At 40.1% G+C, this 24,247-nt stretch carries 22 protein-coding genes; 9 read left to right on the top strand and 13 right to left on the bottom strand.

What is annotated here, in order from left to right:
* Positions 1-19: 19 nt before the first annotated feature.
* The 9 genes from I6J03_RS03375 to I6J03_RS03335 are packed head-to-tail and all read left to right on the top strand — an operon-like array spanning position 20 to position 10,853.
* On the top strand, positions 20-1,858 hold the full coding sequence (locus I6J03_RS03375) for a RagB/SusD family nutrient uptake outer membrane protein (protein ID WP_003010346.1): 1,839 nt from the start codon (positions 20-22) through the stop codon (positions 1,856-1,858).
* Positions 1,859-1,873: 15 nt separating this feature from the next.
* On the top strand, positions 1,874-2,812 hold the full coding sequence (locus I6J03_RS03370; RefSeq protein WP_002993416.1) for a DUF5017 domain-containing protein: 939 nt from the start codon (positions 1,874-1,876) through the stop codon (positions 2,810-2,812).
* 1 nt (position 2,813) lies between these two features.
* Positions 2,814-4,199, top strand: a complete 1,386-nt coding sequence (locus tag I6J03_RS03365) for a DUF5009 domain-containing protein (protein ID WP_003010348.1) — start codon at positions 2,814-2,816, stop codon at positions 4,197-4,199.
* A gap of 33 nt (positions 4,200-4,232) precedes the next feature.
* On the top strand, positions 4,233-6,065 hold the full coding sequence (locus tag I6J03_RS03360) for a sodium:solute symporter family protein (protein WP_003010350.1): 1,833 nt from the start codon (positions 4,233-4,235) through the stop codon (positions 6,063-6,065).
* A 3-nt stretch (positions 6,066-6,068) separates the two neighbouring features.
* Positions 6,069-6,755 (top strand): GDSL-type esterase/lipase family protein, encoded by a 687-nt coding sequence (locus I6J03_RS03355; protein ID WP_003010352.1) that lies wholly within the window; start codon positions 6,069-6,071, stop codon positions 6,753-6,755.
* 2 nt (positions 6,756-6,757) lie between these two features.
* Complete coding sequence (locus I6J03_RS03350; RefSeq protein WP_003010354.1) at positions 6,758-7,426, top strand: GDSL-type esterase/lipase family protein; 669 nt, start codon at positions 6,758-6,760, stop codon at positions 7,424-7,426.
* Between the two features lie 35 nt (positions 7,427-7,461).
* Entirely contained in the window at positions 7,462-8,400 is a 939-nt protein-coding gene (locus I6J03_RS03345) for a DUF4434 domain-containing protein (RefSeq protein ID WP_201694144.1), read from the top strand.
* A gap of 16 nt (positions 8,401-8,416) precedes the next feature.
* Positions 8,417-9,565, top strand: a complete 1,149-nt coding sequence (locus tag I6J03_RS03340) for an AGE family epimerase/isomerase (protein ID WP_003010361.1) — start codon at positions 8,417-8,419, stop codon at positions 9,563-9,565.
* Positions 9,566-9,593: 28 nt separating this feature from the next.
* Positions 9,594-10,853, top strand: a complete 1,260-nt coding sequence (locus I6J03_RS03335) for an MFS transporter (RefSeq protein WP_003010363.1) — start codon at positions 9,594-9,596, stop codon at positions 10,851-10,853.
* Between the two features lie 280 nt (positions 10,854-11,133).
* Here I6J03_RS03335 and I6J03_RS03330 read toward each other — a convergent pair whose 3' ends face one another.
* The 13 genes from I6J03_RS03330 to I6J03_RS03270 all read right to left on the bottom strand — a co-directional run bounded on the left by I6J03_RS03330 (position 11,134) and on the right by I6J03_RS03270 (position 24,244).
* Positions 11,134-11,952 (bottom strand): RteC domain-containing protein, encoded by an 819-nt coding sequence (locus I6J03_RS03330; protein WP_003010365.1) that lies wholly within the window; start codon positions 11,950-11,952, stop codon positions 11,134-11,136.
* Positions 11,953-12,126: 174 nt separating this feature from the next.
* Positions 12,127-14,355 carry a TonB-dependent receptor gene (locus I6J03_RS03325; RefSeq protein ID WP_003010367.1) on the bottom strand — a complete coding sequence of 743 codons (2,229 nt, stop codon included), beginning with the start codon at positions 14,353-14,355 and terminating at the stop codon, positions 12,127-12,129.
* Positions 14,348-14,866: a TlpA family protein disulfide reductase gene (locus I6J03_RS03320; protein WP_003010370.1), complete on the bottom strand. Its 519-nt coding sequence runs from the start codon at positions 14,864-14,866 to the stop codon at positions 14,348-14,350. Before I6J03_RS03320 ends, I6J03_RS03325 begins: the two co-directional genes overlap by 8 nt.
* A gap of 69 nt (positions 14,867-14,935) precedes the next feature.
* On the bottom strand, positions 14,936-15,301 hold the full coding sequence (locus I6J03_RS03315; RefSeq protein ID WP_003010372.1) for a heavy-metal-associated domain-containing protein: 366 nt from the start codon (positions 15,299-15,301) through the stop codon (positions 14,936-14,938).
* A 92-nt stretch (positions 15,302-15,393) separates the two neighbouring features.
* Positions 15,394-15,759: a hypothetical protein gene (locus I6J03_RS03310; RefSeq protein ID WP_003010375.1), complete on the bottom strand. Its 366-nt coding sequence runs from the start codon at positions 15,757-15,759 to the stop codon at positions 15,394-15,396.
* Positions 15,760-15,823: 64 nt separating this feature from the next.
* Positions 15,824-16,180, bottom strand: coding sequence for a metal-sensitive transcriptional regulator (locus I6J03_RS03305; RefSeq protein WP_003010376.1), 357 nt, complete (start codon positions 16,178-16,180; stop codon positions 15,824-15,826).
* A 4-nt stretch (positions 16,181-16,184) separates the two neighbouring features.
* Positions 16,185-18,290, bottom strand: a complete 2,106-nt coding sequence (locus I6J03_RS03300) for a heavy metal translocating P-type ATPase (protein ID WP_201694143.1) — start codon at positions 18,288-18,290, stop codon at positions 16,185-16,187.
* 465 nt (positions 18,291-18,755) lie between these two features.
* A complete protein-coding gene (locus tag I6J03_RS03295; RefSeq protein WP_003010382.1) occupies positions 18,756-19,130 on the bottom strand; it encodes a hypothetical protein in 375 nt (124 codons plus the stop codon).
* A 77-nt stretch (positions 19,131-19,207) separates the two neighbouring features.
* Complete coding sequence (locus tag I6J03_RS03290; protein WP_003010383.1) at positions 19,208-19,546, bottom strand: hypothetical protein; 339 nt, start codon at positions 19,544-19,546, stop codon at positions 19,208-19,210.
* Between the two features lie 161 nt (positions 19,547-19,707).
* Positions 19,708-21,765, bottom strand: a complete 2,058-nt coding sequence (locus tag I6J03_RS03285) for a heavy metal translocating P-type ATPase (protein ID WP_003010386.1) — start codon at positions 21,763-21,765, stop codon at positions 19,708-19,710.
* Positions 21,766-21,787: 22 nt separating this feature from the next.
* Positions 21,788-22,492 carry a transglutaminase-like domain-containing protein gene (locus tag I6J03_RS03280; protein ID WP_003010388.1) on the bottom strand — a complete coding sequence of 235 codons (705 nt, stop codon included), beginning with the start codon at positions 22,490-22,492 and terminating at the stop codon, positions 21,788-21,790.
* 47 nt (positions 22,493-22,539) lie between these two features.
* Positions 22,540-22,962 (bottom strand): Fur family transcriptional regulator, encoded by a 423-nt coding sequence (locus I6J03_RS03275; RefSeq protein ID WP_003010390.1) that lies wholly within the window; start codon positions 22,960-22,962, stop codon positions 22,540-22,542.
* A 13-nt stretch (positions 22,963-22,975) separates the two neighbouring features.
* Positions 22,976-24,244, bottom strand: coding sequence for an efflux RND transporter periplasmic adaptor subunit (locus I6J03_RS03270; protein WP_003010392.1), 1,269 nt, complete (start codon positions 24,242-24,244; stop codon positions 22,976-22,978).
* Between the last annotated feature and the right edge of the window lie 3 nt (positions 24,245-24,247).

Here is a 24,247-nt window from a genome sequence, read left to right as displayed (position 1 = left end):
ATTATAACAGCATATAATTATGAAAAAAATACTGATATCTTTAGTCATTGGAGCAGCTGCATTGACATCCTGCAACAAATTTCTGGAAATATTGCCGACCAGTACTGTTGCTCCTCAGAATTTCTTCCGGAATGAGGCCGAGGCAGAAATGGCACTGACGGGAGTATATGATATTCTCGCCAAATCCGGAACATACGGTCGTACAATCTATTTTGAACTTGATATCGCTGACGATAGTTTTGTCGCACTTTCTTCCTGGACACAGGATCTTGCCTTATTTAATTACAACCCTTCCGATACAAAAGTTACAGACCTGTGGAATTATCTCTATACGGGAATCAACAGGGCTAATACCTTACTTGATAATATTGACCGCGTAGATATGGATGCTACCAAAAGAAAAGCAATTGAAGGGCAGGCTTTATTCTTAAGAGCATACTACTACTTTATATTGACCAACTATTGGGGTAATATCCCTGTACGTACTACCGCAACCTCTTCAGTGACGGATAATGACCTGGAGTTTACACCCTACAGCGAGGTGTATAAGATGATTGTTGCAGATATGGAAAAGGCGGCAGATATGGTCAATCCTGCCTCTGCTTACGGACATGCAGGACGGGTTACCAAACAAACGGTATGGGGTATTCTTGCACGTGTCAATCTCAAAATGGGCGGAGCCCCTTTGCATGATCAGTCCCGCTATGCGGAAGCAAAAAAATGGGCGGAAAAAGTAATCCTCGGAGGAGGAAATGCATTGAACCCGGATTTTAGAGAGGTTTTCAAGAACATGAGTAAAGGAACTTATGATGTGAAGGAATCCATGTGGGAAGTTGAATTTAACCGGTACAATGGTACACAGAATGAAGAGGGTTCACTTGGTTCCATCAATGGTATAGCTGCTTCTGCTACCACACCATGGGGATTCAGCTATGGTGCAAAGCATGCGATTCCGTATTACTTTAATATGTTTGAAAATTATCCGATGACGATCAATGGGGTAAGTCAGATCCTTTCTCCCGATATGCGGAGAGACTGGACAATCGGATCGTATTACTACTCCGGTAATCTGAAAGCCGGCTACAACGGCACACAGATATACAACCGGATGGATGCAAAGTGGAGAAGAGAATATGAACCTACTGATCCTAAATTTAACGGTACCACTACCATCAACTTTCCTTTATTAAGATATTCTGATGTCCTGCTGATGTATGCCGAAGCTGATAATGAGATCAATGGGCCACAAAGTCAGGCTGTTGAATATGTGAATCAGGTAAGACGAAGAGCATATGGTAAAACTTTGGGCAATGGCGTGTACTATGTGACTGTCGATAACGGCGGAACAGGATATACACAGGAGCCACAGGTCAATATTGTGGGTGGCGGAGGTTACGATGCAGAGGCGAGAGCTGTAATATCTGCAGGGAAAGTGACAAGTATAATGCTTCTCAATCCCGGGCAGGGATTCACTTCTGTACCGAATGTAATCATTGCCGGAAACGGAACAGGAGCGACTGCCACAGCTACCTTAGATCCGCGCGCGACAGTCAATGCGGATCTGAAAACCAATGAAACTCTTGATAAAGTAGCGTTTCGTCTGGCTGTACGGAGAGAACGTGCATTAGAGCTGGGCTATGAAGGCTTGAGAAGATTTGATCTGGTACGCTGGGGGGATTACATCAGCACCATGAAAAATGTTGCTGTTCATATCAAGAGTACTGCAACAGGTACATCTGCTACTTATGCATATGCCTCCCGTCACGGAGATAATATCTCGCCGCGGGATACATTGCTGGCTGTTCCGTCACGGGAGATCCAGATGAACAAAAAGGCTAAACAAAATAATGGTTGGTAAGTAATGATAACGACAATGAAAAAGATTTGGATCAATACAATAGCTATACTTAGCATTTTTTATATGAATTCCTGTCAGAAAGATATTCCTCAAAAAGTATCTTTCGAGGCTAATCCTGACCGTATGGAAATAGGTCTGCAGGATTCGGTGACCTTTACCTATACCGGATATGCAGATGTGATATCTTTCTATTCGGGAGAAAAGGGACGTGAATACCAGTACCGGGATCGTACCGAAATGGAGGGATTGAGCATGGAACTCTCCATAGCCTCACGTGTATTATACGGTTCGCAGGAGAAGAATGTGAAACTGATGTATTCGACAGCATTCTCCGGAAATTATTCGGCAGCAGGGATCAAGGAGGAAGAGTGGACAGATATCAGTGATAAATTTACCTGGTCTACAGCAGCTGTTCCTAACGGTATCGCTGCCACGACTACAGCATCCGGTCCTGCAGACCTTTCTTCTTTACTGGTACCGGGTAAGCCTATCTATTTTGCTTACCGGTATGAAAGTCAGGCGGCTACCTCTGCCGCTACGGGCGGAAGATCATGGAGACTGCCTGTATTTGATCTGGCCACTAGGACACCGGAGGGCACACGTGCTGTACTGGCCACTGTGCGCACAGCAGGATGGAAGATTGTCCCTGTGCTGACAGGTGTCAACAAGGCCAGCTACTGGACCATCAGCTCTTCAGATCCGTATCTGTTCTTTACACCCAACAGTACACTGGAACCGCATATTCATTGGGTGATCACGGCTCCGTTTGCACCAACGAGTGTCAAACCGGATAAACCATTGGTTCAGAAAGCTATGATAGATCCGATGCCGCAACGCCTGACCTACAAATTCACAGCTCCGGGTACATATAAAGTAACATTCGTTGCGCAGAATGTGAATTACAAAGGAGAAGAGACGGCTGTAAAACAATTTGATATTAAAGTGAATCCATAACATGCAGGTCAAAAGAAATAATAGTCTGGATACCTTACGTGGAATTGCTATTCTTCTGATGGTCCTGTCCGCGAGCATTGCCTTTGGAGTCATGCCGGGCTGGATGTATCATGCACAGGTGCCGCCACCCGATCATCAGTTTAATCCGGCAATTGCTGGTATTACCTGGGTGGATCTGGTATTTCCTTTCTTCCTGTTTTCAATGGGAGCAGCGATTCCGCTGTCTATGCAGAATAAGTTGACCAGGTTATCCTCATGGCAGATTTTGCTCTCCATAGCTAAGCGGTTTATACTGTTAGTGTTCTTTGCTTTATTCACGATGCATGCAAGGGCATGGGTGCTTAGCGACAGCCCCGGCATAAAGGAATATGTACTGTCAATATTGTCATTTGCTCTCTTGTTTCTGATCTATGTTGATCTGGAACAGAAGATTGGAAAACGCAATGACTGGATAGTAAAAATTATATCTTATCTGGCCTGTGCAGCAATCGTATTTTGGGGTAAGGATCAGGACAAATCATTCAATATCCACAATCCGGATATTATTATTCTGGTACTGGCCAACATGGCCCTTTTCGGGACATTAATATGGTGGCTGACTGCGAAAAATATCTGGATCAGGATGGGAGTTCTCCCGTTGATAATGGCTGTATTCCTGGCATCTAAAAACGAAGGATCTATCAATTATTACCTCTACAACTGGACTCCGGCCGACTGGTTGTATAAGTTTTACTACCTCAAATATCTGTTTATTATTCTGCCGGCTACACTGGTTGGGGAATGGATCATTGCAGAACAGAAGTCACCGTCGGATTGGAAAACCTGCAAATCTTCTTATCTGATGGTAGGAATGATAGGGTTTCTGTTATTGTTGGGCAATGTAATTCTTCTGTACAGCAGGGAGCTGGTTCTCAACTTTTTCTTGTCTGTGGTATTGATGTTCACAGCCGTATATCTGATCCGCAAGATCGGAACGGTCAATATTATATCCAGACTTGTGTATACTGGAAGTTATCTGCTGTTGCTGGGTCTGTTGCTGGAGTCGTATGAAGGAGGGATCAAGAAAGATTTTTCCACATACAGTTATTACTTCGTGTGTTCTGGACTAGCCTTTTTCACAATGTCCTCCCTGTATGTACTGGAAGTCTACGGATTATTCAGCAGGATCACCCGGATACTGGCTTCAGTCGGTAAAAATCCAATGGTAGCCTACACTGCGGGCAACTTACTGCTGATTCCGGTATTGCGTCTTTCCGGACTGGAGGAATACCTCAACCGGTTGAATCACGGATTGGGAGACGGTACATTGAGAGGCGTTATTTTTACAGGTATTGTCGCATTATTTACCATCTGGACCACAGAAAAAAAGTGGTTCTGGAAATCATAGTTTATCAAATTTTATAATCATATCGTTTAATCAATGAGTCTAAGTTTAGTCGATATAAGCATCATATTTGTTTATATCATTGGTATAATAGGATTGGGATTTTATATCTCTACAAAAGCATCTAAAGATCTGCAATCTTATTTTTTAGGGGGCAATACGATGAAATGGTATTACCTGGGGCTGAGTAACGCGTCCGGAATGTTTGATACATCCGGTACGATGTGGACCGTCAGTATACTTTTCATTTACGGACTCAAGAGTGCCTGGATTCCCTGGCTGTGGCCGGTCTGGAATCAGGTTTTTGTCTTTGTTTATCTGGCCATATGGATGCGCCGGTCGGGGGTAATGACAGGGGCACAATGGATTACTTTTCGTTTTGGTGACGGCAAAGGTTCCAAGTTGTCACATATTATCATTGTGGCATTTGCGGTGATCAGTGTGATCGGTTTTATCGCCTATTTCTTTGAGGGCATCGGTAAATTTTGTACTTCTATTCTTCCATGGGATCTGAGTGTGGATATACTCGGCTATCATCTGTCATCGGCCCGGTCATATGCATTGATTATCTGTGCGCTGACAACCTTATATACAGTCAAGGGTGGTATGTACAGTGTCGTAGCGACGGAGGTACTGCAGTTTTTTATTATGACGCTGGCTTGTTTTGCCATAGGGTATATTGCATATAATGCTGTGACTGCTGAGCAGATCCGTGCAGCCATACCGGACGGATGGCTTGATATGTCATTTGGCTGGACACTTGATCTGGACTGGAGCAAGACACAGGTCCCCAATGCAAATGATAAAATACTATCCGACGGATTCGGGATGTTTGGAGCTTTGTTTATGATGATGGTATTCAAGGGAATATTTGCCTCGATTGCAGGACCTGTACCGAGCTACGATATGCAGCGTGTATTGTCTTCACGTACCCCATCCGATGCAGCAAAGATGAGTGTGAGTTCCATCTTTGTGATGTATATACCCCGTTATCTGATGGTGGCATCATTCGCCGTGTTGGGACTGGTATATCTTGGGCCGGAAATGGGGCAGATGGGAGCCAATATTGATTTCGAAAAAGTGCTTCCCGAAGCCGTCAACCGCTTTGTACCGATAGGGCTTAAAGGATTGATCCTTGCCGGATTCCTTTCCGCTTTCATGGGGACGTTCTCCGCATTTGTCAATGCTGCCCCGGCATACATTGTCAACGATATCTATAAAAAGTATGTAAATCCCAATGCCTCCAATGCAAAGTATATACGCCTGAGTATTATATCCTCAGTGTTGCTGGTTATTATCGGTATTATATTTGGTTTCAATGCAGCTTCACTCAATAAGATTACACTCTGGATTACTTCTGCATTATATGGAGGTTATGTGGCTGCGAACGTGCTGAAATGGGTTTGGTGGCGTTTCTCCGGAGACGGTTATTTCTGGGGTATGCTTTTCGGCCTTATAGCTTCTACGCTCAAATTATTTCTGTTTCCGGAGATTGTCGATATTTATATCTTCCCGATTATTTTCCTTTTCTCCCTTCTGGGATGTATTATCGGGACTTACCTCAAGCCTCTGGAAAATCGTGAAACAGTCAAAGAATTCTATAAGAAAACAAAGCCCTGGGGTTTTTGGGGTCCTATAAAGAAAGAGGTCGAAATGGAAGATCCTTCTTTTGTCTCCAACAGCGGATTCAAGAGAGATATGTTCAATGTTGTGATCGGTATTGTATGGCAGATGGCACAGGTCGTTATCCCGATATACTTTATGGTAAGAGAAAATACCAAGATGGTGATCTGGTGTGCGGTGCTGATTCTTACCAGTATTCTGTTGAAAAAATTCTGGTGGAATAAACTCCCTGAAGCAGATAAATAGCATATGGAGAAGAAGCGTATTTATATGATCCTGATCCTGTGTCTGCAGATGATAACAGGATTATTTGCACAGGAAGCAGTAATAGACAGTAGCTATGCAAACAGTTATTATCAGAAGCGCCAGGACTATTACGATCAGTTGCCTAAAGTGAAGAATGCTATTGTCTTTCTGGGGAACAGTATCACAGAAGCAGGTCAATGGTATGAAATCGCACAGGTACCTCATATTATCAACAGAGGTATCAGCGGAGATGTGACGTACGGTATATTGAACAGGTTGTCTTCTGTTACTGCTCTTCACCCGAAAAAAATCTTTATGACAGTAGGAATTAACGATGTTAAAAGAGGTATTCCTCCGGAATATACAGTAAAGAATATAGAAAGGATTATTAAAAGAGTGCGTAAAGAATCCCCGAAAACAAAATTGCTGATTCAGAGTGTACTGCCGGTTCGCGAATCTATGTTTACAGATGGTTACCAGCGTGTGACCAATCAAAAGGTAGTACTGCTCAACGAAAAGATCAAAATGCTGTGTCAGCAATATAAGGTTCCGTTTATAGATGTCCATCAGGCTATATTCAGCGACAAGGAGGGACGCCTGAAACAAGAGCTGACAACAGATGGGATACATCTCCGGGCAGAAGCTTATATACAATGGATCGACTACCTGAAAACCAAGAAATATTTATAACCATGCATAAGAATTTAATCGCATTGATAGCTGTGCTGTGCAGCATACATGTACAGGCACAAAAAATTGACTCCAGTTATAACAACACGTATTATCAGGGACGAATGGAATTATTCAATTCTCTTCAGATTCCGCATTCAGCAATTGTCTTTCTGGGTAACAGTATTACCGAGAGAGGAATGTGGCATGAACTACTGAGTGGAAAACCCGTTGTCAACAGAGGTATCGGGGGAGATAATACGTTTGGAGTATTAGCCAGAATACAGCCTGTCATAGATGCCAAACCTAAGAAAGTATTCTTGTTGATCGGTGTCAACGACATCTCACGCAATCTGCCTGTAGACGTGACGGCAGCCAATTATGAAAAGATTATTCAGCGCTTCAAAAAGGGAAGTCCTAAAACTATACTGTATGTACAGAGTGTATTGCCTGTAAATGATGCAATACTGAAAGCAGATTACATCAAAAACAAAGGTCATCTCATTATCGAATTGAACAAGCGGATCAAAGCATTGGCTGCACAGTACAATGTGCCGTTTATTGAATTGTATTCTTTATTCAATGATGGTCAGGGCAATTTGTTGCCTGAGTTCACCAACGATGGCATACATCTGAAACCTGCGGCCTATGTGAAATGGGTTGATTTTCTGAAGCGTAACAAGTATTTATAATATTAGCTAACCTTACTATAAAAAAACAGAATCAAGTGAAGATTACAGGGACATTTATCGACGAAATATCGCATGATATTCCGCATCAGAACTGGGGTGCGGAAGAATGGGACAGGGATTTTGCATATATGAAAGCCGTAGGTATTGATACGGTGATTATGATCCGCAGCGGATACCGTAATTTTATTACTTATCCGTCAGAATACCTGATGAGCAAGCACGGTTGTTATCGTCCTTCTATGGACCTGGTAGAGCTGTATCTTACTCTCGCTGACAAGTATGAAATGAAATTTTACTTCGGGCTCTATGACAGCGGTGTGTATTGGGATACCGGAAATCTGCAGTTTGAAATCGATGCCAACAGGTTTGTGATTGATGAAGTATGGCAGAAGTACGGGCATTATAAAAGTTTTGGCGGATGGTATATCAGTACAGAGATAAGCCGAAGAACAAAAGGTGCCACAGAGGCTTTCTATACTCTGGGAAAACAGTGTAAAGATGTAAGCAATGGTCTGCCGACATTTATTTCTCCCTGGATAGATGGCAAAAAAGCAGTCATGGCTTCCAGCGCATCCCTTAGTAAAGAAGATGCTGTGTCTGTCAAGGAACATGAGCAGGAGTGGGGTGAAATCTTTGATGGAATCTCCGGAGCGATAGATGCAGTCGCTTTTCAGGATGGACATATTGATTATCATGAGCTCCCGGCATTCTTTGAGATCAATAAGAAACTTGCTGATCGCTACGGACTGGAGTGCTGGACCAATGCTGAATCCTTTGACCGGGATATGCCGATCAAATTTCTGCCGATCAAGTTTGATAAGCTGAGATTAAAGCTCGAAGCTGCTCATGCTGCTGGCTACGATAAAGCAATAACATTTGAATTTTCACATTTTATGAGTCCACAGTCGGCTTATCTGCAGGCAGGACATTTATACAACAGATATAAGGAATACATCAATACATTAGGATTTTAAGCAGATACAATATATTATGAAGATATACAGTGATATATATAAGAATGAATTATTAGAACAGGTGATTCCGTTTTGGGAAAAATATTCCATAGACCGGGAGTGCGGAGGGTATTTCACATGTCTGGATCGGCAGGGTAACGTCTTTGATCAGGACAAATTTATGTGGTTGCAGGGACGTCAGGTGTGGATGTTTTCATTCCTTTACCAGCATTGTGAACAAAAACAGGAATGGCTGGATATTGCTCTTCACGGTGCTGCATTTATGGAACAATATGGAAGAGACGTAGAAGGGAACTGGTATTTTTCACTCAATAGAGAAGGGAAACCACTCGTGCAACCTTATAATATCTTTTCGGATTGTTTTGCAACGATGGGATTCAGCGCACTGCATAAGGCTACCGGAAATACGACATACAGTGCTATCGCCAAACAGACATTTGAGCAGATACTGAAGAGGAGATCCGATACCAAAGGCGTATACAATAAAATATATCCTGGAACACGGGACTTGCGTAACTTTTCCCTTCCCATGATCCTGAGTAATCTGGCTTTGGAAATGGAAGAGTTGTTAGATAAGCAAGTCGTGGAACAATTGCTGGATGAGATCATTCATGAGGTAATGGAAGTGTTTTATAATGAAGAGCGGGGCATTATTTTTGAAAATGTCAATCCGGACGGTAGCTTCAGCAATAGTTTTGAAGGCCGGTTGCTCAATCCCGGACATACATTAGAAGCCATGTGGTTTATTATGGATCTGGCCGTTCGGAAAGGAGATCGTTCCCTTATCAATAAAGCATTGGAAATTGCGCTGAAAGCATTGGAATATGGCTGGGATAAAGAGTATGAAGGCATATTTTATTTTCTGGATAGTGAGGGACATCCTCCACAGCAATTGGAATGGGATCAAAAACTCTGGTGGGTACATCTGGAAGCTCTGGTATGTATGGCCAAAGCCTGGAAGCTGACCGGAGACGAGCGTGCGAAAGCCTGGTTTGTGAAATTACATGATTACAGCTGGGAGAAATTCAGAGATGCCGAATACGGGGAATGGTACGGCTATCTCAACAGAAGAGGAGAAGTCCTGCTTCCTCTAAAAGGGGGGAAATGGAAAGGGTGCTTCCATGCTCCGCGTGCACTCTGGCAGATTCATCAAACTTTAGTTTAAGTATATAACCAATTATAAAGCCTTTATTATGAATGTAATGAGTAGTCCATCCGCTACTGTGGATAATCCAAAAATACTTAACGCTGCTGTGATTGTGGCAGCGTTGGGTTATTTTGTAGATATATATGACCTGCTGCTTTTCAGCATTGTCCGTGTTCCCAGCCTGCAGGCATTAGGGTATAGCGGAGAACAACTGACCAGTCATGGAATATTTCTTTTAAATATACAGATGGTGGGTATGTTGGTAGGTGGTATTTTCTGGGGTATTCTGGGTGATAAGAAGGGCCGCCTGTCTGTATTATTTGGGTCAATCTGTCTGTACTCCATCGCAAATATTGCCAATGGTTTTGTAACGACAATTGAAGGGTACAGTTTGTGGCGTTTAGTTGCAGGAATAGGTCTGGCCGGCGAATTAGGAGCGGGTATTACCCTTGTCACGGAAATTATGCCTAAAGAAAAAAGAGGGCTGGCGACCACAATTGTTGCTTCGGTCGGAGTCAGCGGAGCGGTAGTTGCGTATTTTGTAGCACAGTTCTTCTCCTGGGAAGTATGTTATTTTATCGGTGGAGGATTGGGACTTTCTTTACTGGCACTGCGCATAGGTGTCAGAGAATCTGCAATGTTTGCCAAGACACTCCATCAGAAACACGCTTCGAGAGGTGATTTTTTGTCTCTGTTTAAAGATGCCGGACGCTTTTTGAAGTATCTGAAATGTATAATTATAGGCGTCCCGTTATGGTTTGTGGTAGGGATTCTGATTACCTTATCACCAGAGTTTGGTAAAGTGCTTGGCGTACAGGGAGAGGTAAGTGCAGGTGCTGCTGTAGCCTGTTGTTACGGAGGGTTGGTAGTAGGTGATATCCTGAGCGGATTTCTCAGCCAGATACTCAAAAGCCGTAAAAAAGTCGTGTATGTATTCCTTTCGTTGGCAGTTATAAGTGTTTCAGCTTATTTCTCGCTGACAGGATTGTCTGTGACAGCATTCTACTTTATTTGCTTTTTCCTTGGGCTTTCGGTAGGCTATTGGGTAATCTTTATGACCATTGCAGCAGAGCAATTCGGTACCAATATCCGCGCCACAGTTACGACTACAGTGCCTAACTTTGTGAGAGGGGCGGTTGTACCTCTGACGATATTGTTTCAGTTTCTCTATACTTCATTTGACAATCTGATCTATGCCGGTATCTGTGTGGGCTTGTTGTGTCTGCTGTTAGCTTTTTGGGCAATCAGAGGCATGCAGGAGACTTTTTCAAAAGATCTCAATTACCTGGAAGAAGAAGGGAAATAACGGAAGGTTTTTTTATTTTAAAGTTTTCAGGAAAAAGCCTTTTCGGTTGAATACAAGGCTCTTATGTGGGTTATCAAAGATAGTCAAGTAACGATTTGGTAACGGTGCTTATTGCTTTGCTTTTCAACACGTTTCCGTTAGCTCACAGCAAATATACAAAATTTATTATTCTCAAAACCATACAAAGGATTTTAATATCCGATTATTACACTTGGTAAAACAGGACAAGAAAAAAGGGCTTTTATTAAACCCTTTTTACGCTGTACAGATATAGCAAACCCTACCTACCGTCCTGCTCGTCCATTTTTTTGATAAGGCTTTCTTTAAGGCTGTCAAGGAATTTAGTTCTGTTCATTTTTCGGGATTTGAGTTCTAAAAACGTGTGATAGAAATCTCCCAAATCAACATTAAAAGTGCTTTCAAAGACTTTGACGATAGGTTTAATATCTGCATTGGCGTTATTGAATATGCCTTGTGAATGTAGTGCATAAATCAATTCGGTTAAAGCGGTCTTGCTACCTGTCCAATGCAGGGTTGTCGGTTTGTCGCTTGTGGCTGTTTTTGATAGTTGGTCTTCGAGGTAGTCCTGTATCAAATCATTGGCAATAATTTTTGCTACTTTGTAATCGTGGGAAGTGGAAAAGCGATGGTCAGCCTCAAAATAGTAGGTGTCTAAACTTAGTTTTATATCGTACTTGTCCCTTACAAATAGCTTGTCATCAATAAAAGAGTTATTTGTCCGATAGTATTTATAAAATTCAAGGTTGTTGTCAAAGAACCTTTTGAGCTTGTTCAATTCTTCATCAAGGAATTTTCTAATAGGTTTTGCTCCATAGGGCTTTTTCGTTTCAATTTTATAAATGGCATTATAATAAATGAGCTTTGCAACGATAATAGGTTTCTGACATTTAAAAAATAGGATTTCTTCATCAATATTCTTAAATCCCTTTTTTAAGACGAACTCCTTTAACTTAGACAAAGAATTTACAATAAGAACTATTACAGCCTCTATTCTTTGGATTGGATATTCGGTTTCAATTTCTAATTCGTGGATTGTTGTTTCCAGCTCATACAGTGTTTTCTTATAAAATTTATCCATACAGTAAGTCTGTTTTATCTTTGCTTACGAAGAAGAGCATTCGTAGCTAAATATCAAATATTGAACAAACGACTATTCATAAAAGAATAGTCGTTTGTTCAGAAAACTGAACGCTTTTTAGTATTTGATGATTATTAATCATAAATGTATATAGTAATTTATTTCATATAGTTCCTAATTCTCTATTCTAAATCTTACTCCAATATACATTTCCCGACCTCTTGTTGGACCCCAAACGGAAGATGTGTCAAAGTATGGACTGAACGGATTTTGCCAACTTATTATCGGTTGGTTTTGTCGGAAGTCAAAAATATTCTCACAACCTGCGTACACTTCAAATTTCTTGAAGTTGTAGGTAAACTGCGCATTTACGATTGTGTATGGTTCTGAAAAATCAGGTCGCTGAAATTCTACTGGATTTGTTTTGGTATCAGGTAAACGTTGTTTGCCAAACCAATGTACATTCATATCAAAATGAAACTTATTTGACATAGGCTTATAGCTAAATGTTGTAATTACCTTATGCTTTGGATTGAAAGGCAAAAGCTGTTTTGCTTTTCCAACTTCGCGGTAAACATCTAAGTAATTATATCCTGTTTTAAATTCAAACCTCTTCCATATTTTTAAATATAACTCCGCCTGGAACCCGTTACTAACACTTGTTCCGGTAAAGTTTTTAATGATTGCTTTTGTAGGATCAGTATCATAATCAGGGAAGATTTGATTTTGAAAATTGGTTCTGTAATAATCGGCACTAAAATAACCGGATAAATCTCCGTCTTTCAAATCAAACTTTTGAGTAAGATTAAGTCCAAGATTTACAGCTTTTTCCGGTTGTAGTTGTTCTGCAAAAATGATATCCCTTGAACTTACAAGTAATCCGATGTTTTCGCTAAACAAGTTTACTGTTCGCCAACCAGTACCAACATTTGCTCGAATAATGGTTTTTGGTGTTATGTCATACTTTACAAGTGTTCGTGGCGTAAACTGAAAGCCAAACTGGTTGTGATGGTCGCTACGAACTCCTGCAATCCAAGTTAGCTTGTCATCAAAAAACCTCATTGTATTTTCAACAAACAGTCCGGGAATATTTTCTAATCTCTGATATTTTCCGGCATAAGTTCGATGTAAAAAAGTATCGGTAAAGCCTATGTCTTCATTCAAATTCAAATGACGATAACTAATACCTGCTTTTAAATCATTTCGGTCGTAATTTAACTCATACTGAATATTACCATAAAAATTGGTTTGTTGAGCGTTGTATTTTACCGTTCCGAAATACGAATTTTGTCCCTGATGAAATGCCGAAGCAAAAAATACAATATTGTGTTTATCGTTAAAGCGATATCCTGTTTTAGTCCAAATTTCAGGCTGGTTGATATTTACTGATTGACCATAAACATTAGTGCTTCCTTTGTCACTTTTTGCATTGAAAGAGGTTTGTCCGCCAATTCGTTGTTCATTAAAGAAGCGTAAACCAATTCTACTGTTCCAACCCCAATCTTTTTCATTACCATACTTCCATTTGTTAAAAATCATATAGCGAGTGAGCAATGGTAAATCTAAAAAACCATCTTTATCCCTGTCAATTTTATTAGCGGGTTGTACTGTATGAAAAGCTGTAAGATTGCTCCACTTGCCTTGTTTGAAAGCATAGTTGGCGTTTAAATGCTTTTCCATAAAATTATTCATATACAGGTTGAGCAACAATTTGTCTGTATTATCAGGGTCTTTTGTTTCTACATTAATTTGTCCGCTTATGCTTTCATAACCCTGAATAACGCTGTTTGCTCCTTTGGAAACATAAATATTATCAACCAATGTACCCGGAATACTGCTTATACCATAAGTATATGCCAAACCTTGTATCATCGGAAAACCGTCAATCAAAACTTGGTTGTAAACGCCCGACAAACCCAAAATGCGAAGCTCTTTTGAGTTTGTTATTACATTAGTTGTTTGCGGTTGTACGGTTGTTTGTGTTTCAAAGCAACCTGCTAAATCGCAACAAGCGGCTTTTGCAAGTTCCGTTTGAGTAATCTGTTCAGTTTTAATCGGCTTAATATTCGAAATAATTACTCCGTCACGTTGTCGTGAAATTATGATTTCATCAAGAGTGTGGGCTTCCTCTAATATGAACTCAACAAATGTTTGATTGTTAATCTCAATCGTGTCGGCCGAATATCCCACATAACTTGCAATCAGTTTCTTATCAGAAATGTCTTCGAGTGATATTTCAAATTCCCCTTTGTCGCTCGTTAATGTGCCTTTGGTTGTGCCTAGCCAATAAACATTAGCACCAGACAGCGGATTATTATTGTTATCAGTTACCTTGCCTTTTATGGTTTGAGCCGATAAAGCACACGGAAATAAAAAAACAAGGAATATAATTAGCTTATTCATATTTAATATTATTTGATTTTGGGGTGGTTATTTGTCGGTACGCTTGGATGATTTCTGCTTCATCGCCAGGATTAAATCCTATTTTTTGCCACAGAATATGCCCCGTACTATCAACTATAATTGTATGTGGGATGTCCTGTATCTTAAAATGCTGAGACAGACTTTTTTGGCTGTCTATATAAATTTCGTATGGCCATTTACGCTTTTGAACAAACCTTCTAACAAATCCATCTTTAGGTTCACGGTCAGTAGAAACCGCGATCAGTTTTACTCCTGTTTCTTTCTGCCATTGGCTGTATATAGGGGAGATTGTATTTAATTCCGAAAGGCAGAATTTACACCATGTAGCCCAAAAGCTTATGATAAAGGGTTTGTCATGATTGCCCAATTCCGAAGCATAAATCTTACTTCCATCAAGCTTTCTTAATAAAACATTGGACAAGCTGCTATTTTGAGCCTGAACTTGAACGGAAAACAGCAACAGGCACATGAAAATAATTAACTTTTTCATCTGAAATGGTTTTAAACAGGCTTTCAGGTGCAGGTATGAAAACCTGCACCTCTGCCACATTGTTAATAATTAATTTTTAGATTTCACCTTGTAGGGCCGCTTATCAGGGTAATCGCAGCTTGGAGTAGCTTCAACTGCTTTCACCAGGCTTGAATAAGTAGTTTTTGATGGATCGTATATGATCTCAAAACTACTTGCCGTGGAAGCTTTACCAACTTGTTTACAGCTTGTGACACCATTTAGCTTTTTAACATGGTCGGCAATCATGGCAAGATCTCCATTACAAGTAATACCTGTTACCTTAACAGTTACCGTTGTATCTTTAAGCGATGATGTTTGTTCTTGTGAACCTGGGGTTTGAGAATATCCTGTTATGCTTACAGCAAAGAATGTAACGCATGCACATAGCATGGCTTTGAAATATTTTGATTTCATTTTGAATAAATTTAAATTAATGAATAACCGATCACCGAAGCATTAGACTCCGGGAATAATAAAAAGTGCGAATGCACATTAAACAGTATATATTAACTTAATCTTGGCGGTTGCCAGAAATCAAAAGAAAAATTGGAAGAGAATTTGTCTTGCACTATACCCAAAGGCTTATCAGCGTAAAACGGAGGAGGAATAGATATGCTAACTGGGGAAAGGTTAACTGTGTACCCAATGCAACCATTACAAGCTTCAAATGGGTTGCAATTATCAGATGATGTATTATTTTCAGAAGAACTTTTTTCTTTCTGAGAAGAACCCTCTTCTTTATGGGAGCTACAGTTATTGCAACAATCCACCTTTTGCTCTTGTTTACTTAATCCTGCGTACATAGCTTTTACCCCCGGAGCCGTAATCAGGAAAAAGATGTATAAAGAAAATATGTAAGCAGTGAATTTCATAAAATGGTAAATATACGATTCTTAACAAGAAAAGTGAAATGGGATTAAGTTAATGTGCAACATCTTAATTATCAATATTTTTACTTCTCAATACCGGATTAAGCTTAAACAGATACTTATGAACTTCTTTCAAGCTCATGTTAGCAAACTGCTTTTTGAGTACTTCAATGTTATCGCAATTTGGACATTCGCCGGGACAATCATTAACTGCTTTTACAAGAACCTCTGCAAACTTTTTTCGCAACAACTCATCCATTACACCGTATATTGCTTTCTGAATAATGCCTTCCACAGCTTTACATTGAATAAATATTTCTTCTACATCCCGGTCTTTTTCAACCATTTTCTCAATGGCTTTCAATTGCCCTTGTATGGCATTTAGCTGTTTTTTCAAGACACTTTTCTCTTTACGTGATAACATACTATTAAATTTTAATTCTGTACAACCGCAATCCGTTAGCTATAACAATTAAGGCACTCAATTCATTTAATACAATACCTGAATAAAGATTTATGTAGCCAGCTATAGCCCCGATAATTAAAAACACTACAACAACCAATGAGGCTATAATATTTTGCTTTACATTACTGATAGTCTTTCTCCCCAATAAAATGGCAGAGGGTAGTTTTTTAAGACCGTCGCCCATTAAAACAATATCTCCAGTTTCCAAAGCTACATCAGTGCCGATACCTCCCATAGCAATCCCTGCATCAGCTAACGCTAATGACGGAGCATCGTTTACACCATCGCCTACCATTGCCACTTTCCCATACTTCCGTTGCAGTTCCTGAATTGATGTAACCTTATCATCGGGCAATAATTCAGCCTGAAATTCTTTCAGTCCTATTTCTTTAGAAATTGCTTTAGCAGTCCGGTGATTATCACCCGTAAGCATGATCAAGTGTCTTACACCCAGCTTTTCAAGTCTGTTAAGGGTCTCACGAGCCTCTGGTCTTACCTTATCAGCTACGGCTATCAGCCCAATTACTTCATGCTCGCTGCTAATCAGCATAACTGTATTACCTGAATTTTGAAGGTTACTTACTGTATCTGATACAGAAGTAATATCAAGATTGATGTTCCTGAATAATCCGGGGCTACCAATGTAATAGGTTTTATTATCAAAAGCAGCTTTAGCGCCTAAGCCCGTTAACGCTTCAAAGTCAGAAACTGGTTGTGGCATAATTCCCCTTTCACTTGTATAAGTAAGAATAGCTGTAGCCAATGGATGTTCTGACTTGGCTTCAATAGATGCTATAATCTGAAGCAATTCCATTTCTGGCATCACAGCTAATGTTTGAATATGAGTAATTACAGGTTTACCCTGTGTTAACGTTCCGGTTTTATCAAAGGCAATCGCTTGTATGCGACTTATTGCTTCCAGATAAATGCCGCCTTTAACCAAAATTCCATTCTTTGAAGCGTTTCCAATTGCAGCAATAACAGTAACCGGGACAGACAAGACTAATCCACATGAGCAGGAAACTACTAATAAGATTAAGCCTTTATACAACCACTCCCTGAAAGGTTCATCAAAGAATATAGGTGGAATTACAACTACTAATATGGCTAAAGCAAACATCAATGGGGTAAATACACGACCAAATCTTTCGCCAAAATTCTGGTAAGAAGATTTCTTATTCTGTGCTTCTTCTACAGAATGAATAATTTTAGCGATGGTCGTATCCGAAGAAAGTTTTGTTACTCTTATTTCCAATGCCCCTCTTTGATTAAAAGTTCCGGCAAATATGCTGTCTCCAACAGATTTAGCTACCGGAATTGCTTCGCCAGTTATTGAAGATTGATCAACTGCTGATGTGCCCGATACAACCTCGCCATCCATTGGGATTTTATCGCCGGGCTTTATCAAAATAATATCTCCAATCTTCAACTGTTCTACTGGTACTTCGCGTGTTTCTAAACCACTAACTAACATTGCTACGGGAGGGGTTAAGTCCATAAGCGCTCTAATCGAGCCACGAGCTTTATCAACTGCTATTGCTTCTAAAACTTCTCCTAAAGAAAATATCGCTACAAGGACTGCTGCTTCTTCCCATAGATTTAAAAAGATAGCACCGAGAGCAGCTACAACAAGAAGTGTATTGATGTTAAGCGTGAACGACCAAAAAGCAATTAGGGCATTCCTTGCCGGATAATAACCCCCGATTAATATGGCTAAAGCGTAAAGCGTCTTCGCTATAACTTCATTATGAAAGCCTTTCTCAAAAGCGAAGCCTAAAGCAGCAAGGGTAATATTTATAAACAGGAATATACTCCGCTTCTGCTTGTACCAGGGTTTTTCCTTATCTGAGGATGCAGCGATAACAGACATTCCAGTTGAAGCAACATTTGATATGATCTGTTTCTCATTCAAAAAGCTTGGATCGTACGCAACTGAAATAGATTGTGAGGCAATATTTACCTTAAAATCCTTAATGCCTTTCAAGGTAATAAAGCGGTTCTTTAACAACCGCTCTTCATCGGCACAATCCAAACCTTTAACTTTATATGTTTTAGAGACGATACCCATTCTATCCGTTTTTAATTAACCTAACCATTGTTCCACACGCTTCAGCACATTCCTTACAAGCAGTTATGCAGGCATGGCATTCAGTGCTGCAACCAGCTTCCACAGAACATGATCTATTACAAATTTCCGAGCATTTCTTACAAACCTTTTCGCAAACCGCTATTAGGTCTTTAGCATATACTGATCCTCGCTGTATTAATGACACGGTAAAAGCGCATATATCAGCACAATCTCTACACGAGCTTATACAATCTTGGGCATATTGAGTTTTATTATTTTCTAGACAAGTTTTGTAACACTGATTACATTGAAATGCACATTTTAAACAGGCATCCATGCATAATTTCAAATTCGCTTCCATGATGATAGATTTTTTGTGTAGCAAAGGTACAATCGGGGGGGGGGGCTGCCAAATATTTATTGAAAATTTATCAATGTTAGTAAATTTGCTTTGCCCTGTAATGTTTACTGTTTTACTTTATATGGTTTTTCTTTGGGGTTTTCACAACTTCCTGTGCTTTCAATGACTGCAAAAATTTCTTTTTCAGTTACCAATGCAGGATTGAATTTCACATCAAAAGTTGTTGTTGTTCCTTGTTTTCCCGATTTACAACTGCTAACTCCATTTAACTTTTCTACGTTGGAAGAAATCATTTTCACGTCCATTGAACAGGTAACACCCTTAACTTTAACAGAGGCAGTTTTTATACTATCGGTTGAACAGGTTGTTGTACACTGACTTTTATTATCAGAGTCTTTGCAACAAGATGTTTGTGCAAACGCAATTTGCGTTGTGGCTGTTAATAGCAATGCCACAACGAATAATTTTATGAAATTCATTTTTTTTGATTTTAAGTTTATTTAACAAATACGAATAAGTTCCAAATAGCTTGGAACATTATTATTGTAAAGGAACGCTAAATAAACTTTGGCGGTTGCCAAAAATCAGAAGAAAACTGTGAAGAGAATACAGATTTATAAAAGAAATATTGTTTTGTTGATATTTCGGGCTTAGACAATATTTTAAAAAAAGGAACTGAAGCGACTTGTAAAAGACAAGAGCTACAGACTTGAAAAGGATTACAGCTTTTCTCGCTGTTTTCTTTCTTTTGATTATGGTCGCTTGATTTAACTGGGGAACATTCTCCACCACAACAACCTTGTTCTGTCCCTGTCTTCAATGAGATAGCTTCTATTCCCGGCTTAATTGCAAGGAATAAAATATATGTTGCTAATATGTATACCAAAAATTTCATTGCCTTGCAAAAATACACTTTATTTTGGATAATCTTTTCCTATCGAGTTATAAAACGTTATAATCTAATTTGTGATAAATATCTCATCTTCCTGAAGTTTGTCTATAATTTTTAACTTATTATGTTTGTTTTTATTACTAATGCTTCAATTTTATTGCCACCTAAACAAATTTCATGCGTTGTATGCGTACAGCGTTTAAAATTGCCAATAATGCAACACCCACATCAGCGAAAACGGCTTCCCACATTGTAGCCAAACCACCTGCTCCCAGAACTAGTACAATTCCTTTTACCGCAAATGCCAACGTAATATTCTGCCAAACAATTTTCTTAGTTTGCTTACCGATTTTGATTGCCATCGGTATTTTGCTCGGTTTATCATCCTGAATAACTACATCGGCTGTTTCAATAGTAGCATCGCTACCCAAACCGCCCATTGCGATACCTACGTCGCTCAATGCCACAACAGGAGCATCGTTTACACCATCGCCCACAAAAGCAACGCTTTCGCCTTTGGCTTTGATGTCTTTAACTCTGTTTACTTTGTCTTCGGGCAATAAATCTCCAAAGGCATTGTCTATCCCCAACTGCTCCGCTACATATTTCACAACGGTACTTTTATCTCCGCTAAGCATCGTTGCTTTAACATTGAGCTTATGCAATAGGGTTATGGTTTCTTGTGCATCTTCTTTGATACTGTCGGCAATCGTGATGTAACCAACAAATTTGCTGTCGTATGCAACGGCAATAGTTGTATAAACGATGCTGTTCGGGTCTAAGTCGTATGATATGCCGAACTTACCCATCAGTTTGAAATTCCCGACCAATAAATCCTTACCGTTTACCGTTGATTTCAAACCGTGTCCGGCGATTTCCTCCGTATTTTCCAATCGAATTTCATTATTCGGTCTCCCCACGTATTCGTGAATAGCGGTTGCTACGGGGTGTGTGCTATGGCTTTCCAAAATGTTGACTAATTCCAGAATTTCAGCTTTATCAAATTCGGGATTGAAGTTGATATCCTGAACCTTAAAAACGCCCTCTGTCATTGTACCTGTCTTATCCATCACTACGTTTTGAATATCGGAAAGAGCATCTAAAAAGTTACTTCCTTTGAACAGTATTCCATTTTTGCTCGCAGCACCAATACCACCGAAATAACCTAAGGGAATGGAAATAACCAACGCACAAGGGCAGGAAATAACCAGGAATACCAAAGCCCTGTACAGCCAATCTCTAAACTCATAATTTTCCACAAAGAAATAAGGCAGTAGGCAAATGGCTATGGCTAACAGCACTACAATAGGCGTATAGATTTTTGCAAATTTCCGGATAAATAATTCCGTTGGTGCTTTTTGTGCAGTGGCGTTTTGCACCAATTCTAAAATCTTGCTCAACTTACTGTCGGTGTATGCGGTCGTAACTTTTACCTGCGATACGGTGTTGAGATTTATCATCCCTGCCAAAACGGTTTCGCCTTTGTTTTTTGTATCTGGTTTGCTTTCGCCTGTTAAAGCCGATGTATTGAAAGATGCCGTTTCGGACAACAGTTCTCCGTCTAAGCCTAATTTTTCTCCCGGTTTAAGCTGTATAATTTCGCCAACGGCAACAGTTTCTGCCTTTACGGTTTGCGGTTCATTGTTTTTTAAAACGGTTACTTCATCGGGTCTTTGGTCAAGCAAAGATTTGATGTTTGATTTTGCCCTCGAAACAGCCATTGTCTGAAAAACTTCGCCAACGGCATAGAACAACATTACCGCAACGCCCTCGGGATATTCGCCAATGGCAAATGCCCCGATAGTTGCAATGCCCATCAAAAAGAACTCCGAGAAAATCTCGCCTTTGCGAATACTCTCAACGGCTTCTTTGAGTACGGGCAGTCCAACAGGAGCATAAGCCACCACGTACCAAATAATCCGTACCCAATCGGTAAACCACGTCTGCGGAAACCAATTATCCATTGCAATACCTGCAAGCAACAGCGCAAGGGAAATAATGGCGGGAAGAAACATCTTGAAAACATTGTCAGTATCTCCTGAATGCGAATGGTCGTGTCCGTCATCATCACTGTGGTCGTGATTATGCCCGTCATTTTTGTGATGCCCTTTTACCAATTCCTTAGCACCTGCTTTGGTGTAGATTTTTTCTTCCTGTGTGCAACAAGTCATTTTGCCTTGTGCATCGTAAGTATGCTTGTGATTTTTGTCTGTATTTATCATAGCCTTTAATTTTTTAGGTTCGTTACACTTTTTTATTTCTTATTCTTTCTACATTATTATTCATTATATGCCTCACGATATGCTGAAAAATAAACTTCTTGAAAGCGTTCAGTTCTTGTTGATGTTTTGCATAAAACGCATCGGGTGTATCAAAAACGCCAAAGTCCCGATTGATGCCTTTATCCTGAATAAATGTATTATTGAGGTTCCATTCAATCGGCGGGTTCTCAAAATTATCGGTATAAACCCCGAAACCGCAAAAAGTGGTCTTGCAATCACTGTTCTGTTCCTGTAATTTAGTGAGGTACGGTTTATCCAAAATCACGCCCTCCAAAAAATACCATTGCTCGTTTACCCAAACTTCAACCCAGCTATGCAAGATATTCTTAGGCGATAGTCTGTACCAAATACCTGTAATAGCTCCTTTCTGCAATGCCTTGTCAATGGTAAAGCCGTGAATACGGTTAGGTACATCTGTTGCTCTTAACAAAGCCATTAATAAAGTGGCTTTTGTGTTGCATTGTCCGTACCCGTCATTCAGCACCTGCGATGCGGAAATATAATCAGAAACATTATAGCCAAACTTTATTTCGTCCCGTACAAAATTGTAAATGGCTTGAACTTTGGCAACGGTGTCCAAGTTTTCCCACCCTCTCTGCTCCAATAGCTTTTGTATGGAAGCATTGGAGTAGTCAAGGATTTTTGTTTCTTTAAGATAGGTGTCCATAACACATTTATATTTATAACAAAGTTACACAGGGAGAGCCTGCAATGCTATTGCAAACTCTCCTTTAAACAGTTTTCACAAATTCCCTTACCAAATAATTTTAGTTCGTCGATACGGTAATTCTGACTTCCATTCTGCGGTATTATAAAATCCTCCTTACAGGTTGTCTGCTTACAAATCTTACAATAGAAATGTAAGTGCCAATCCTTGTGTGTATTTTCATCACACCCATCGTGGCACAGAATATACTTGACCGTAGTGTTCTCCTGAATACTGTGTACAATGCCTTTTTCCTCAAAAGTTTTCAAAGTCCTGTAAATCGTAACCCTGTCTGCTTTATAAAAATGGCTTTCGATTTCAGATAAGGACATCGCTGTCTGCTGTTGCTCCAAGAAATCATACACCAATATCCGCATACTGGTCGGATTGGTGTTCTTTGACAACAGCATCTGTTCAATGTTTTTTTTCATTATCCAATGTTTTTTAGTGAGCGTGGGCGTGTTCTCCCGAATCATCCATTTTTGCATTCACAAAAAACGCGCCTTTTACCACGATATGCGCACCGTGCGGAATTTCACTTACAGGTGTAATTGCCGTATAACCCAATTGCGTAGCACCTTTAACGACTTCCATTCTTACAAATTGAGTTCCTTTTTCAGAACCGTGGTTATGGTCGTGAGCTTCGCCCTCTTTATGGTCGTGAGCTTCTTCTTCCCGCTCCTTGACCAAAAAGATGTAATACTTTCCGTCTGCATTGACAATAGCATCGTTGGGTACAGCCGTACTTAATACATCATCTAAACTTACCATTCCGGTTATACTCATTCCGTCAATCAATCCTGCTTTATCTCCTGTAATCTTGCTGTGAACAGCAATAGTTTTACTCTCTCCGCTAAAGGATGAGCCGATACTATAAACTTCGGCAGAATAAGTCTTATTGGGATTGTTGGTTACGACAAAATCTATTTTCTGACCTATTTTGATTAAAGGAATATCCTTTTCATACACCTGTAAGTCCAAGTGCAGGGCTGTGTTTTCTATGATTTCAGCAATAGGCGATGACACATCTACATAGCTTCCGATTTTGGCAAAAACATTGCTGATAGTACCGCTTATCGGACTTGTAACGACCAATGAGGATTTAAGGCTCGAATTTGACAAGGAAGCCGGATTAATCCCCATCATTTGGATTTGCTGGTTCAAAGAAGACTTCCGTGTTCTCAATGTGTTCAGTTCAGTAGTGGCACTTTGCAAGTTTTTCTTTGCTCCGACATTTCCGTCGTTCAGCTCTCTTTGTCTTACAAGTTCCTGTTCTGCAAATTCTATCCGGCTATTGATGCTTAGGTATTCTTCCTGCAACTGTATGAATTGCGGATTGGAAATAGTAGCGATGACCTGACCTTTCCTTACGAAATCGCCTATCTCCACATTAAGGGATTTGATAACACCGCCAAACAACGAGGTTGCATTCGCCTTGTTGCTGTTGGGAACTCTTAATGCTCCATTAGCTTTCAATGTTGCGGATAATTGCTTCTGTTCAATTGAACCGATTTCAATACCTACGGCTTTCATCTGCTCATCGGTCAGCACTGCAACATTTTCTTCTTCTTCGTGTTCGTCCGTTGTTGTTTCTGCTTCCGTTCCGTGATTATGCCCGTCGCCCTCTTTATGATTATTTGTACAGGCGTTGAAAGCAAAGAATGCTACGAGGACAAGAACGCTGAAAACTATATTATTTATGATACGTTTCATATT

Source organism: Sphingobacterium spiritivorum (assembly GCF_016724845.1).
Lineage (GTDB): Bacteria > Bacteroidota > Bacteroidia > Sphingobacteriales > Sphingobacteriaceae > Sphingobacterium > Sphingobacterium spiritivorum_A.
The sequence above is the reverse complement of the archived record's forward strand: the minus strand, read 5'-3'. Positions and strand labels throughout refer to the sequence as shown.

Excerpts from the sequence above, each read along its gene's own strand:
- I6J03_RS03290 (WP_003010383.1), bottom strand. The coding sequence starts at position 19,546 with ATGAAATTTTTGGTATACATATTAGCAACATATATTTTATTCCTTGCA.
- I6J03_RS03270 (WP_003010392.1), bottom strand. The coding sequence starts at position 24,244 with ATGAAACGTATCATAAATAATATAGTTTTCAGCGTTCTTGTCCTCGTA.
- I6J03_RS03365 (WP_003010348.1), top strand. The coding sequence starts at position 2,814 with ATGCAGGTCAAAAGAAATAATAGTCTGGATACCTTACGTGGAATTGCT.
- I6J03_RS03275 (WP_003010390.1), bottom strand. The coding sequence starts at position 22,962 with ATGAAAAAAAACATTGAACAGATGCTGTTGTCAAAGAACACCAATCCG.
- I6J03_RS03355 (WP_003010352.1), top strand. The coding sequence starts at position 6,069 with ATGGAGAAGAAGCGTATTTATATGATCCTGATCCTGTGTCTGCAGATG.
- I6J03_RS03300 (WP_201694143.1), bottom strand. The coding sequence starts at position 18,290 with ATGGGTATCGTCTCTAAAACATATAAAGTTAAAGGTTTGGATTGTGCC.
- I6J03_RS03360 (WP_003010350.1), top strand. The coding sequence starts at position 4,233 with ATGAGTCTAAGTTTAGTCGATATAAGCATCATATTTGTTTATATCATT.
- I6J03_RS03280 (WP_003010388.1), bottom strand. The coding sequence starts at position 22,492 with ATGGACACCTATCTTAAAGAAACAAAAATCCTTGACTACTCCAATGCT.
- I6J03_RS03295 (WP_003010382.1), bottom strand. The coding sequence starts at position 19,130 with ATGAATTTCATAAAATTATTCGTTGTGGCATTGCTATTAACAGCCACA.
- I6J03_RS03310 (WP_003010375.1), bottom strand. The coding sequence starts at position 15,759 with ATGAAATTCACTGCTTACATATTTTCTTTATACATCTTTTTCCTGATT.
- I6J03_RS03305 (WP_003010376.1), bottom strand. The coding sequence starts at position 16,180 with ATGTTATCACGTAAAGAGAAAAGTGTCTTGAAAAAACAGCTAAATGCC.
- I6J03_RS03285 (WP_003010386.1), bottom strand. The coding sequence starts at position 21,765 with ATGATAAATACAGACAAAAATCACAAGCATACTTACGATGCACAAGGC.
- I6J03_RS03350 (WP_003010354.1), top strand. The coding sequence starts at position 6,758 with ATGCATAAGAATTTAATCGCATTGATAGCTGTGCTGTGCAGCATACAT.
- I6J03_RS03330 (WP_003010365.1), bottom strand. The coding sequence starts at position 11,952 with ATGGATAAATTTTATAAGAAAACACTGTATGAGCTGGAAACAACAATC.
- I6J03_RS03315 (WP_003010372.1), bottom strand. The coding sequence starts at position 15,301 with ATGAAATCAAAATATTTCAAAGCCATGCTATGTGCATGCGTTACATTC.
- I6J03_RS03370 (WP_002993416.1), top strand. The coding sequence starts at position 1,874 with ATGAAAAAGATTTGGATCAATACAATAGCTATACTTAGCATTTTTTAT.
- I6J03_RS03325 (WP_003010367.1), bottom strand. The coding sequence starts at position 14,355 with ATGAATAAGCTAATTATATTCCTTGTTTTTTTATTTCCGTGTGCTTTA.
- I6J03_RS03340 (WP_003010361.1), top strand. The coding sequence starts at position 8,417 with ATGAAGATATACAGTGATATATATAAGAATGAATTATTAGAACAGGTG.
- I6J03_RS03335 (WP_003010363.1), top strand. The coding sequence starts at position 9,594 with ATGAATGTAATGAGTAGTCCATCCGCTACTGTGGATAATCCAAAAATA.
- I6J03_RS03320 (WP_003010370.1), bottom strand. The coding sequence starts at position 14,866 with ATGAAAAAGTTAATTATTTTCATGTGCCTGTTGCTGTTTTCCGTTCAA.
- I6J03_RS03375 (WP_003010346.1), top strand. The coding sequence starts at position 20 with ATGAAAAAAATACTGATATCTTTAGTCATTGGAGCAGCTGCATTGACA.